This is a genomic window from Acidovorax sp. GW821-FHT10E04 (assembly GCF_059415185.1).
Genome location: NZ_JBWKMT010000002.1, coordinates 708,060 through 720,635 on the forward strand (window position 1 = coordinate 708,060; position 12,576 = coordinate 720,635).

The 12,576-nt window shown below is 61.6% G+C and carries 12 protein-coding genes; 8 read left to right on the plus strand and 4 right to left on the minus strand.

From position 1 onward, the window contains the following. The first annotated feature begins 234 nt into the window (after positions 1–234). Entirely contained in the window at positions 235–750 is a 516-nt protein-coding gene (gene rraA, locus AC07OC_RS08325) for a ribonuclease E activity regulator RraA (protein WP_218338801.1), read from the plus strand. 31 nt (positions 751–781) lie between these two features. Here the strand turns inward: rraA and AC07OC_RS08330 are convergent, their stop codons facing one another. After that, on the minus strand, positions 782–1,684 hold the full coding sequence (locus AC07OC_RS08330; RefSeq protein ID WP_370627733.1) for a DMT family transporter: 903 nt from the start codon (positions 1,682–1,684) through the stop codon (positions 782–784). A gap of 88 nt (positions 1,685–1,772) precedes the next feature. Between AC07OC_RS08330 and AC07OC_RS08335 the strand changes: the two genes are divergently transcribed. Both AC07OC_RS08335 and aceA read left to right on the plus strand, forming a co-directional pair. Further along, positions 1,773–2,195 carry a gamma-glutamylcyclotransferase family protein gene (locus AC07OC_RS08335; protein WP_218338799.1) on the plus strand — a complete coding sequence of 141 codons (423 nt, stop codon included), beginning with the start codon at positions 1,773–1,775 and terminating at the stop codon, positions 2,193–2,195. Positions 2,196–2,451: 256 nt separating this feature from the next. Beyond that, complete coding sequence (aceA, locus tag AC07OC_RS08340; protein WP_055402695.1) at positions 2,452–3,783, plus strand: isocitrate lyase; 1,332 nt, start codon at positions 2,452–2,454, stop codon at positions 3,781–3,783. 171 nt (positions 3,784–3,954) lie between these two features. Here the strand turns inward: aceA and AC07OC_RS08345 are convergent, their stop codons facing one another. The 3 genes from AC07OC_RS08345 to AC07OC_RS08355 are packed head-to-tail and all read right to left on the minus strand — an operon-like array spanning position 3,955 to position 7,385. Next, positions 3,955–5,850, minus strand: a complete 1,896-nt coding sequence (locus tag AC07OC_RS08345) for an ArnT family glycosyltransferase (protein WP_494600809.1) — start codon at positions 5,848–5,850, stop codon at positions 3,955–3,957. A 38-nt stretch (positions 5,851–5,888) separates the two neighbouring features. After that, complete coding sequence (locus tag AC07OC_RS08350) at positions 5,889–6,389, minus strand: GtrA family protein (RefSeq protein ID WP_494600811.1); 501 nt, start codon at positions 6,387–6,389, stop codon at positions 5,889–5,891. A gap of 60 nt (positions 6,390–6,449) precedes the next feature. Then, entirely contained in the window at positions 6,450–7,385 is a 936-nt protein-coding gene (locus AC07OC_RS08355; RefSeq protein ID WP_218297544.1) for a glycosyltransferase family 2 protein, read from the minus strand. Between the two features lie 578 nt (positions 7,386–7,963). Between AC07OC_RS08355 and thrS the strand changes: the two genes are divergently transcribed. The 5 genes from thrS to pheS all read left to right on the plus strand — a co-directional run bounded on the left by thrS (position 7,964) and on the right by pheS (position 12,499). Next, positions 7,964–9,883: a threonine--tRNA ligase gene (thrS, locus tag AC07OC_RS08360; RefSeq protein WP_218338795.1), complete on the plus strand. Its 1,920-nt coding sequence runs from the start codon at positions 7,964–7,966 to the stop codon at positions 9,881–9,883. A gap of 80 nt (positions 9,884–9,963) precedes the next feature. Next, entirely contained in the window at positions 9,964–10,572 is a 609-nt protein-coding gene (gene infC / locus AC07OC_RS08365) for a translation initiation factor IF-3 (RefSeq protein WP_370627732.1), read from the plus strand. A gap of 185 nt (positions 10,573–10,757) precedes the next feature. After that, positions 10,758–10,961: a 50S ribosomal protein L35 gene (gene rpmI, locus AC07OC_RS08370; RefSeq protein WP_056645539.1), complete on the plus strand. Its 204-nt coding sequence runs from the start codon at positions 10,758–10,760 to the stop codon at positions 10,959–10,961. Between the two features lie 24 nt (positions 10,962–10,985). Then, a complete protein-coding gene (rplT, locus tag AC07OC_RS08375; protein WP_005795139.1) occupies positions 10,986–11,345 on the plus strand; it encodes a 50S ribosomal protein L20 in 360 nt (119 codons plus the stop codon). A gap of 101 nt (positions 11,346–11,446) precedes the next feature. After that, on the plus strand, positions 11,447–12,499 hold the full coding sequence (pheS, locus tag AC07OC_RS08380; protein WP_218297542.1) for a phenylalanine--tRNA ligase subunit alpha: 1,053 nt from the start codon (positions 11,447–11,449) through the stop codon (positions 12,497–12,499). Positions 12,500–12,576 lie beyond the last annotated feature (77 nt).

Here is a 12,576-nt window from a genome sequence, read left to right on the forward strand (position 1 = left end):
GGCGCCGCGTGCGGGCCAATAAGTCGCGTGCGCGGCGCTCCTGCCTTGACAAAGCGGTGCGTGTGCACGCGTTTTCCCTATGGCGGCGCAGGCCTGGATGGCGTCCGGGAGGTCTGTATGACAATGCCGGAAGCACCACGGCGCCGGTGGCCCGCCCGCAGCTGGAAACGGACCGCTGGCGGCAGGCCCCGTCCCGTCTCTTTCCTTCTTTTCCTGTTTGAAAGGCCTTTGAAAATGACCGCTGCACTTCCTGTCAACACATTCAGCACCTGCGATTTCTGCGATGTGCACAAGGGGGACATGGGCGGGGCCTTTCGTGTGCTGCCCCCGGTCTTCCAGAGCTTTGGCGGTGTGGCTGCGTTCGCGGGCGCGGTCAGCACCGTCAAGTGCCACGAGGACAACACCCACGTGAAGGCCGCGGTGGAGTCGCCCGGAGAGGGCCGCGTGCTGGTGGTGGATGGAGGGGCCTCGCTGCGCCGGGCGCTGGTGGGCGGCAACCTGGCCGCCGCCGCGGCACGCAATGGCTGGGCGGGCCTTGTGGTCGATGGCTGCGTGCGCGATCTGGCCGAACTCAATGCGGCCGCCGTGGGCATCCGCGCATTGGCGCTGATGCCGCTGCCCACCGAGCGGCGGGGCGAAGGGCAGCGCGACGTCGCGGTGCAGATCCAGGGCGTCTGGGTGCGGCCGGGCGACTGGCTGTATGCCGACGCAGACGGCATCGTGGTCAGCGCGGGGCCCCTGGCTGCATGAACGAGGGAGGCCGCAGGCCGTGGGCCGCGCCTCAGCTGGCACGCCGGCCCACGCGCAAGGCAGCGCGTGAGGGCAGGGTGGCCATCAGCACGCTGGCCAGGGCAATGGCAAATGCCGCCCATTGCAGGCCTGTGAGCGATTCGCCGAGCACCAGCACGCCCACGAGGGCCGCACTGACAGGCAGCATCACCGAAAAAACGCCCCCCTGCGCCGCCGGGACGGCCTTGAGGCCGGTCATCCACAGCCAGACCGTCCACACGCAGGCGGCCAGCGCGTAGAACACCAGCAGCGTCCACGTGCCCCAGCCCACGGCGGCAAAGTCGAATTGCCAGGCCGCATACAGGCCGAAGGGGGTGGACAGCACGAAGCCCCACAGGTTGATGAGCGAGGTGATGCGTTTGGGCCCGAGGCTGCCCGTGAGCTTCTTTCCGATCACCGTATAGGCGGCCTCGCACACCACGGCACCCACCAGAAGCAAGGGGCCCAGCCATGCCAGATCTTGCATGTTTTGGGCATCTGGCGCTTGTGCAATGTGCGCTGAATGCTCTTGTTTTGATAGCGAAAACAAGACAATGCCGGCCACTGCGCAGGCCACGGCCGCCCAGGTGCGCGGCGCGACCTTCTCGCGCAGGAAGACCCAGCCCATCACGGCCACCGCAGCGGGTATCGCGGCCAGGGTGACGCCGGCCGAGACGGCGTTGGTCAGGCTCACGCCGTACAGCATGCAGACGGTGAACAGGAAGTTGCCCAGAAACGATTGCAGAAACAGCAGCCGCCGGGTTTGCCGTGTGAGCGGGGGTTCCTCCACAGGCTTTCTGAGCCAGTGCAGCATCGCCAAGCCGCCAATGCCAAAGCGCAGCCATGCGAGCAGGAACACGGGCAGTGCCGTCGCCAGGGGCTTGGACAGTGCCACATAGCTGCCGACCAGCGCCATGCTGAGGGCCAGGCACACGTAGGCGAAGGGGCGGCTGGGCGTGGTGTTCACTAGACTGGTGATCGTTCAACGAAAAAGAGTGCGCATCATGCCCGACGAATCCGTGCCCGCCCCCCCTGCACGCCATGTCTTTGTCTATGGAACGCTGCGGCGCGGCGGCACCAACGACATCAACCGCCTGCGGCCGGCGCCAAGGTTCATCGGGATGGCCCGGGTGGCGGGCAGCCTCTATCACCTCGGGGGGTATCCCGGCATGACGCTGGGTGGAGGGCGGTGGGTGACCGGCGAGGTCTATGCCATCGCGCCGGCCCTGGAATCCGTTCTGGACGAGATCGAGGACCTGGGCGCCAATCCGAGCGACGAATATGCCAAGCGCGACATCGTGGTCGAGGTCGAAGGACGCAGCGTTCCCTGCCTGGTCTATGAGATCAACCCGAGGTATGTGGAGTCCGCCCAGCGCATCGCCGGGGGGGATTGGCTGCAGGCTCTGCAGCCGCCAGCCGATTCTTGATCAATCTTTTGCAATGCGGAAATTGGATTTCATAATTTGGAATACGATAGATGTTGCATTGCCGCAATTTTTCTCGATATGAGAAATCAATTTCTATATTGAGAAATGTTGTGTGTAAGCTGTTGTTTTTAAAGAAGAAAATTTATCTCTTCTATAAGACATAAGAGCTTGCGCAGGTCTTATAGAAGACTTAAAGTTGTCCCCAAGGGCAGCACGCAGCAGCCCGGCGTTTTCAACCAACCCCTGGAGTGATCTCATGCCCCAATCCCTCAACGAACAACTGAGCCGCGAACAGCAAATTGCCGCCCTGGAAAAAGACTGGGCGACCAACCCCCGCTGGAAGGGTGTGAAGCGCGGCTACTCCGCCGCTGACGTGGTGCGCCTGCGCGGCTCGCTGCCCATCGAGCACACGCTGGCCAAGCGCGGTGCCGAAAAGCTGTGGGACAAGATCAACGGCGGGGCCAAGAAGGGCTACGTGAACGCGTTTGGCGCCATCTCCGCCGGCCAGGCCATGCAGCAGGCCAAGGCAGGCCTCGAAGCCGTGTACCTGTCGGGCTGGCAAGTGGCCGCCGACGGCAACACCAGCGAAACGATGTACCCCGACCAGTCGCTGTACGCATATGACTCGGTGCCGACCATGGTCCGCCGCATCAACAACACCTTCAAGCGTGCCGACGAAATCCAGTGGGGCCGTGGCATCAACCCCGGCGACAAGGAATTCATCGACTACTTCCTGCCCATCGTGGCCGATGCGGAAGCCGGTTTCGGCGGCGTGCTGAATGCGTTCGAACTGATGAAGAACATGATCCAGTCGGGCGCCGCAGGCGTTCACTTCGAAGACCAGCTGGCGGCCGTGAAGAAGTGTGGCCACATGGGTGGCAAGGTGCTGGTGCCCACGCAGGAAGCCTGCGAGAAGCTGATTTCCGCACGCTTCGCGGCCGACGTGATGGGCGTGTCCACCATCGTGCTGGCCCGCACCGACGCCGAAGCCGCCAACCTGATCACGTCCGACCACGACGCCAACGACAAGCCTTTCCTGACTGGTGAGCGCACGCAAGAAGGCTTCTACCGCGTCAAGAACGGCCTGGAGCAAGCCATCAGCCGTGGCGTGGCCTACGCCCCCTACGCCGACCTGGTGTGGTGCGAAACCGGCGTGCCGGACATCGGCTTCGCCCGTGAATTCGCCCAGGCCGTGCACGCCGCCTGCCCCGGCAAGCTGCTGTCGTACAACTGCTCGCCATCGTTCAACTGGAAGAAGAACCTCAACGACAAGCAGATCGCTTCGTTCCAGGAAGACCTGTCGGCACTGGGCTACAAGTACCAGTTCATCACGCTGGCCGGCATCCACATCAACTGGTTCAACACCTTCCAGTTCGCCCATGCATACGCCCAGGGCGAAGGCATGAAGCACTACACCGAGATGGTGCAAGAGCCAGAATTCGCAGCACGCGAAAAGGGCTACACCTTCGTGTCGCACCAGCAGGAAGTGGGCGCAGGCTACTTCGACGACGTGACCACGGTGATCCAGGGCGGCTCGTCCTCCGTGAAGGCCCTGACGGGTTCGACCGAAGAAGAGCAGTTCCACTGATCCGGCGTCCCCCGCACAGGGGGATGGGGAGACAGCAAGACAAGAAGCCACCCTGCGGGGTGGCTTTTTTCATAGGGTTTCGCCGCAGCTTCCACCGCTCCTCGAATGGCAAGCTGGCGGGCCCCGCAGCGAGGTGCCCGCTCTACGGGGTGAAGCTGGGCACTACCGCTGTCACGGCGCAGCTTGCGCGGTGGGCGCGCGGGCGATGGCCGACACATCGCAATCAATGGTGCCCAGCGACGACGAGACGGTGGCGTCCGATGCGCCGGGAGGCAAGGCAAGGGTCCACTCCAGATCGTAGTAGTTGGACCCCAGGTACCTGTGGTGAGCGGATACCAGCGGCTTCTTGATGCTGGCGCCTTGGAGCACCCAGCTTTCTGGCTCCTGCATCGGATAGTCCCTGCCGCAGCGCAACGCCACGCGCAGGGTGATTTCCGGTTGGTGCGCAAGTGCGATAGTCAGCCCGCCTTCAAGCCGTGCCGGCAAGTACGTCATGTAGTCGAGCTTGCTGTCCGATGTGACACTGTGCGTGGCGATGCCGTTGATCTTGATGCCCAGCGGTCTTACTGCATGGATATCCGTCTCGCCGACGGAATCGACGATCTCCAGCCCCTTCGTGAAATCAAACCTCGCCGCATCCTGCCGGGAGTGGATGAAATAGTCCTGAGACTGCGGGGTTGCCGGGGCGCAGGAAGGCAACTGGAATGTCCTGTTCGTGGCATCGCGCACCAGCATGGAGCTCAGGCCTGCAATGTCGGCCTGGCATATGCCCCGGTCGGCCAGGGCTGTGCGCAGGTCGTTCAGGTATCTGTATGTATATCCCGGGATCTTGAAGCCCGCCTCTTCCAGCTTCGGGAAGAACAAGGGGGCCACCAGGAGGTCGTACTTTCCGCGTTTTTCAAGCTGCCCATAGAAAAGTACGTGCGCCGAAAGGACCAGCACGAAGGCTGCGACAGCCAGGCCGTGAAAGCGCAGGCTGGAGAGCCGCAGCCTGTCGCTTGCGCGTGCCAGCCCGAAAGCAGCCAGCAAGGCAAGCCAGGGATGTATGACGTCCAGGTGCCAGAAGGCTCCCTGGCTCAGGAACGCCATGGACACCGCGAACCAGAGCACCGTGGTGGCCCATATCCAGCGAATGGTGCGGTCCGTGCGGCAGGCGGCGATGCTCAGCAGGAGTCCGGCCAGCATCACCGCGAGCAGGATTCCGGTGAGGATTTTCAAGGGTGCTATGGCAGGCTCTATCGCCGCGATGGTGCTGTAGGGCATCAGGAGGACGTCGTGCCACTTGCCGACATCCAGGAGATTGGTGAGCCACCCCTGGGTGGGTTGCGCTGCGGCTGGATGGGGTGCTGTGGATTGGAGTTTTTCCACGATGCCTGACTTGACGGCCCACAACGCCGTCATGCCGATGATGACGAGCACGGTGGTGATCGTCTTGGGGCTTGAGAGCACACGAGGGTTCAGCAGCACGTAGGCTGCAAAACCCACGAGCAGCGGTGCGGCAGAGGGATGGATCTGCACCAGCAGGAATGCAATGAGGGGAAGTGCCAGCCAGTCGTGGCGGCGATGTTGCACGAGCTGGATGAACAGACCCAGAACCACGTTGCTGAGTGTCATGACCAGGGCTGGATTCCAGGCGCTGTGGGTATACAGCGATGAAAAGACCGGGAATGCCAGCACGGCGTAGGCAAGCGCACACCGTGGGCCGAAACAGGCGCTGATGTTCCTCCACAGGTACCACACCGACAACGCGAAGAGGATGCCGAAGGCGATGAATACGGAAACTTCGCTGTCCCGGATCAGCAGGGGTGCCGCGAGCAGATAGTAAAACCCGGGGGGCAGGCTCAGGCGTTCTCCAAAAAGTGGAGGGCCATGCAAGGGCCATTCGCCGTTGTGGATCAGCTTCCGTGCAATTTCCATGTCCCTGATCTGATCCGGGCCGTGGAACGTGATGTCGTAAAAATAGATCTGGATCGCGCCCAGCAGCGCAATGAAGAGCAGTGCAATCCAATGACTCGGCGATCTGTCGGCAGATGGAGGGGGTGCTGTCGGCATGTCTTCTGTTTCCATGTGGATGTTCTTGGCAGACAGCTATCTGCCGTGTGGCATCAACGGGACGGGGCTTTCTGGGTGAAGGTCCAGGCGTTGTTCAGAACAAAATTGTTGAGTGCGACGGCGCCCACGGCGAAGAAGGCTCCCCATCCGTACCACAGGCCCAAATAGTCCGTGAACAGCTTGATGATGAGGATATTCAGGCCCAGTCCGATCACCGAGACGATGCAGTACTTGACGAGCGATGCCCAATAGCTTCCGGTGAAGCCGAACGTCCATATCCTGTTCATTGCGTAGGAGATCAGCAGCGCCACCAGAAACCCGGCGGTGGTGGCGACGACAGGGCCCGCGAAATCGAATTCCACCAGGAGGAAGAGCGTGGACATGTGCGACACCGCCCCGATAACGCCCACGACGCCGTAGCGAAGGAGCTTTGATAGCTTTGGCATGGCAGTGGCGGGTATCCGTAATTGTGAGGTGTGGGCTTGCGGCAGGCGGTGGCTGAAGGGCTGTTGCCACAAAGGTTTGCTTTCACCGGCCGTCTGCTGGCATGCCATGGATGGTGTTCCCGTGCCAGGCACGGTGGCGCCGCCCTGGCGGCACCGGTGCGTATCGGGTCAAGGCCCGTCCTTGGGCAGTTCCGTGGAAACGATGTATCGCGGGCGGTACTTCACTTCGTCATAGATGCGTGCCAGGTATTCGCCAATGATTCCCAGGCCCATCATCAGAAAACTGCCGATGATCAGCAGCAGCAGTATGACCGTGGTGAATCCGTCAACCGCCATTCCACTCAATTTCATGTAAACGGTGTGCATGCCCAGGAGCACAGAGAAACACAGAAATACCGCGCCGAAAATCGTGATCAGGTGCAGGGGGAAGGAGCTAAAACTGGTGACTGCCACGGCCGCAAGGCGGATCAATCCGAAGACGGACCAGCCGGAGTCTCCAGCGACCCGCGGTTCCACTTCGAAGGGAATCTGGATCGAGCGGAAGCCCATCCAGCTCACCATGCCCCTGAAGAAAACGTTGCGCTCCTTCATGGTGAGATAGGCGTCGACAACTCGCCGGTCCAGCAGTTTGTAGTCTGAGGCACCCTTGAGGTCGTGGCCCGAGAACACCCTCAATATGAAGTAGAAGAGCTTGGCGCGTGCCGCAGACAGACGGGTTTCGTCGCCCCTGTTCGATTTGACGGCTTCCACGATGTCGACCGTGCCGCTGCGCCATGTTTCGATCATCTGGGGCAGCAGGGAAGGGGGGTGCTGCATGTCTCCATCCATGATGACAACCGCCTTGCCCCTGGCGGCTTCCATTCCCGCGGAGACCGCGGCCTCCTTTCCAAAGTTGCGGCTCAGCTTCAGCGCCCTCAACTGCGGAATTTTCTGGGAGATGGCGCTGAGCTGGCCCCAGGTGTCATCGCGAGACCCGTCATCCACCACCACGATTTCCCAGGAAGATGCTGTCGCGCTGAGGAATCTATCCACTTCGTGCAGCGTGACGTGGATTCCCTTTTCTTCGCAGTAGACCGGGATGACGACGGAAATCTCTGGGTGCATAAACGTTCTCATAAGCCAATGGGCCCGTGGCGGCTGGTCTGCAGGGCGGGCGTGCGTTGCACGGGCTGAGCGCGCGGTCGTGTCCTGGCAAGAGCACTGGCGGCCCTTGCAGGCAAGTCAAGTCACGCGCCAATACACACGGGGCATCTTCGCCAGGCATCTGGGCGTGGTATCGCTGTCGTTTCGAATGCTGCCTGCGCTCGCGCGCATTACTGTCTCACATTTTGGCGAGCCGCCAGGCATCACGCGGTGTTCGCGAGCGCGGTGGCGTGTGTTTGCAACGCAACTGTGTGGCGCAAAAACCATTGAACCCCGGGTAAACGCCGGCACAAATGGAGGATCCAGGGCGGCAGGGGTAAAATGAAGGCAAATTCACTGCACAAGAGCGAGAAAGGCAATCTGGTTATGACACCGCGAACTACATCGGAGATGTTGACCGGCCGTTGAGGCTGGCTGTTCGCGCCTGCACGAGATTGCACACCTCCTCCAGAAAGCGCGGACCCGTTCCGCGCTTTTTTGTTTTTGGGCCTGGCGCGTGCCCGCACCCATTGCACTGATCGAAAAGAAAGAGTTATCCCATGATTCACATCACGCTTCCCGACGGCTCGCAGCGCGAATTCCCGGGTCCGGTCACGGTGGCCGAAGTGGCCGCATCCATTGGTTCGGGCCTGGCCAAAGCCGCCCTGGCCGGCAAGATTGGCGACAAGGTGGTGGACACCAGCTACCAGATCACGGCCGACAGCCCGCTGGCGATCGTGACGGCCAAGGATGCCGATGGGCTGGAAGTCATCCGCCACTCCACGGCCCACTTGCTGGCCTATGCCGTCAAGGAATTGTTCCCCGAGGCGCAGGTGACCATCGGCCCGGTGATTGAAAACGGCTTCTTCTACGACTTCTCGTACAAGCGTCCTTTCACGCCTGAAGACCTGGTGGCCATCGAAAAGCGCATGGCCGAGCTGGCCGCCAAGGACGAGCCCGTGGTGCGGCGCGTGCTGCCGCGCGACGAAGCCGTGGCCTACTTCAAGGGCCTGGGTGAGCACTACAAGGCCGAGATCATTGCCAGCATCCCCAGCAATGAAGATGTGAGCCTGTACCGCGAAGGCAATTTCGAAGACCTGTGCCGTGGCCCCCACGTGCCCAGCACGGGCAAGCTCAAGTTCTTCAAGCTCATGAAGGTGGCAGGCGCCTACTGGCGCGGCGACCACCGCAACGAGATGCTGCAGCGCATCTATGGCACGGCCTGGACCTCCAAGGAAGAGCTGCAGCAATACCTCACGATGCTGGAAGAGGCCGAGAAGCGCGACCACCGCAAGCTGGGCCGCGAGCTGGATCTGTTCCACATGGACGAGCATTCGCCCGGCACCGTGTTCTGGCACCCCAAGGGCTGGGCGCTGTGGCAGGAGGTGGAGCAGTACATGCGCCGCGTGTACCGCAACAACGGCTACCAGGAGGTCAAGGGACCGCAGATCCTGGACAAGAGCCTGTGGGAGAAAACGGGCCACTGGGACAAGTACCGCGACAACATGTTCACCACCGAATCGGAAAAGCGCGAGTACGCGCTCAAGCCGATGAACTGCCCCGGCCACATCCTGATCTACAAGCAGGGCATCAAGAGCTACCGCGACCTGCCGCTGCGCTACGGTGAGTTCGGTGCCTGCCACCGCAACGAGCCCACGGGCGGCCTGCACGGCATCATGCGCGTGCGCGGCTTCACGCAGGACGACGGCCACATCTTCTGCACCGAAGAACAGGTGCTGGAAGAGTGCGCCAACTACACGGCGCTGGTGCAGAAGGTCTACAAGGACTTCGGCTTCACCGACATCATCTACAAGGTGGCCACACGGCCCGAGGCGCGCATCGGTACCGATGAATCGTGGGACCGCGCCGAGAAGGCACTGATGGATGGCCTGCGCCATTCGGGCTGCGAGTTCGAGATCGCCGAAGGCGAGGGCGCGTTCTATGGGCCCAAGATCGAGTACACGCTCAAGGACGCGCTGGGCCGGCAATGGCAGTGCGGCACGATGCAGATCGACCCCAACCTGCCCGAGCGCCTGGATGCGGAATACGTGGCCGAAGACGGCAGCCGCAAGCGCCCGTTGATGCTGCACCGCGCCACGGTGGGCAGCATGGAGCGCTTCATCGGAATGCTGATCGAGCACTATGCGGGCGCATTCCCGGTGTGGCTTGCGCCCGTGCAGGTTTCGGTGCTCAACATCACCGATGCGCAGGCCGATTATTGTCGCGAAATTGCTGCAAAGCTGCAAAAAGCGCTGCCGAATCAAGACCTTAGGGTGGCGGTCGATCTGCGCAATGAGAAGATTACGTATAAAATACGTGAGCATTCGTTGCAAAAGCTGCCATACATCCTCGTCGCGGGCGACAAGGAAAAGGCCGCAGGCGCCGTTGCAGTACGCGGCCGGGGCAATCGTGACCTCGGAGTGATGTCCATCGAAGCGTTCGCTGAGCTGATCGCCCAGGACATCGCCACCAAAGCCTGAGTTTGATTCAAAACGTGCTTTGTCGCATGCCAGCTGTGCGGTTGTAGCTACATTTTTTGTAGTATTTTGATTGAAGGAAGATAGCCATCGCTACTGAATTTCGTGATCGTCGCCACCGTGAAGAGCGCAAGCACCGCCTGAACCGTGAAATCATGGCCCCGGAAGTCCGTCTGTCCGGGCCAGAGAATGAGCCTTTGGGCGTGGTCAGCCTCATGGAAGCCCTGCGCATGGCAGGCGAGCTGGATGTGGATCTGGTGGAAATCGCTGCCACAGCGAACCCACCGGTGTGCCGCCTGATGGACTACGGCAAGTTCAAGTACCAGGAGCAAAAGCGCGCTGCGGAGGCGAAGGCCAAGCAGACGGTGATCGAGATCAAGGAAGTCAAATTCCGTCCGGGCACGGACGATGGCGACTACAACATCAAGATGCGCAACATCCGCCGCTTCCTGGCCGATGGTGACAAGTGCAAGATCACGCTGCGTTTCCGCGGCCGTGAAATCACCCACCAGGAACTGGGTCTGGCGCTGCTCAACCGCATTCGCGATGAGCTGGCCGATTCCATCATCATCGAGCAGTTTCCCAAGCTGGAAGGCCGCCAGATGATCATGATGATCGCGCCGGGCAAGAAGAAGCCTGCTGCAGCCAAGCCGGCAGCCGCTGAAAGCACGCCTTCGGGCAGTGCGGCCTGAGCGGCCCGCGCAGAAGAGACAGAGATTTGCCAGGGGTGGCCCGCAAGGGACACTATCCGGCGATAGGCAGTGCGAAGGCACTGCCGCACAGCCGGTGAATACCGGCTGAAAAAGTGGCTCGGGGCCAACAAGTTTGCAGATCGGTTTGCAAACGCCTCACGAGCACAACGAAAAGGAGCATTCACATGCCCAAAATGAAGACCAAGAGCAGCGCGAAAAAACGTTTCCGCGTTCGTCCCGGTGGCACCGTCAAGCGCGGTCAAGCCTTCAAGCGTCACATCTTGACCAAGAAGACCACCAAGAACAAGCGCCACCTGCGTGGTGCAGTTGCTGTGCATGAGACCAACATGGGCTCTATCGCACAAATGCTGCCCGGTGCTGGCCTTTAATAACGACGAACAAGGAGTACTCACATGCCTCGCGTCAAACGTGGTGTAACGGCCCGTGCCCGTCACAAGAAAGTTCTCGCCCTCGCCAAGGGCTTCCGTGGTCGCCGCGGTAACGTCTTCCGCATCGCCAAACAGGCGGTAATGAAGGCTGGGCAATATGCCTACCGTGACCGCCGCACCAAGAAGCGCGTGTTCCGCCAGCTGTGGATCGCCCGTATCAACGCCGCTGCCCGTGAACTGGGCCTGACCTACAGCCAGTTCGCCAACGGCCTGAAGAAGGCATCCATCGAGATCGACCGCAAGATGCTGGCCGACCTCGCAGTGCACGACAAGGCTGCCTTTGGCAGCATCGTGGAGCAAGTCAAGGCTAAGCTGGCTGCTTGAGTTCACGATGGGTGGCTATCTTTTTGATAGCTGCTTGCGCAATAACAGCAAGGGCTAGGGCTTGAAAAGGCGCTAGCCCTTGTTCATTTTCAAGAGTCGATATGAACGAGTTGGATTCCCTGGTCGAGAGCGCGACGCAACTGTTTGCCCAAAGCGCCACCCCTGCTGATCTGGAAAACGCCAAGGCGCAGTTCCTGGGCAAGTCGGGTCGCGTGACCGAGCTCATGAAGGGCATGGCGCAGCTGTCGGTGGATGAGAAGAAGTCCCGCGGCGCCGCCATCAACGTCGCCAAGCAGGCCATCGAGGCCGCGCTCACCGCGCGCCGCCAGGCATTGGCCGATGCGGAACTGCAGGTCCAGCTCAAGGCAGAGGCCCTGGACGTGAGCCTGCCAGGGCGCCAGCGCGGGCAGGGCGGCCTGCACCCCGTGTCGCTCACGCTCGAGCGTATTGAGGGCATCTTCGGCTCCATGGGTTTCGATGTGGCCCAGGGCCCCGAGATCGAGACCGACTGGTTCAACTTCACCGCACTGAACACGCCGGAAGACCACCCCGCGCGTTCCATGCACGACACTTTCTACGTGGAAGGCGGCACCCCCGAGGCGCCCAACCTGCTGCGCACCCACACCAGCCCCATGCAGATCCGCCACGCGGTGCAGCATGTGAAGAAGCACCGCGCGCTGCTCGACGCCGGCCAGCCCATGCCCGAGATCCGCGTGATCGCGCCGGGCCGCACTTACCGTGTGGACAGCGACGCCACGCACTCGCCCATGTTCCACCAGTGCGAAGGCCTGTGGATTGGTGAGAACGTGAGCTTCAAGGACTTGAAGGTCATCTTCACCGCGTTTTGCCGCACCTTCTTTGAAAGCGACGACCTGGTGCTGCGCTTTCGCCCGAGCTTCTTTCCTTTCACGGAGCCCAGCGCCGAGATCGACATCCAGTTCCAGACCGGCCCGCTCGCCGGCCGCTGGCTGGAAGTGGCCGGCTCCGGCCAGGTGCACCCGAACGTGGTGCGCAACATGGGTCTGGACCCCGAAAAATACATCGGCTTTGCCTTCGGCATGGGCCCCGACCGCCTGACCATGCTGCGCTATGGCGTGAACGACCTGCGCCTGTTTTTTGACGGCGACATCCGTTTTCTGTCGCAGTTCCAGTAACCAGCAGGGCCGGACGGCTGCCATTCGGGCAGCCCGGCGGTCCGCCCAGCCGTTTTCACCCTGGCGCATGTGTCCCG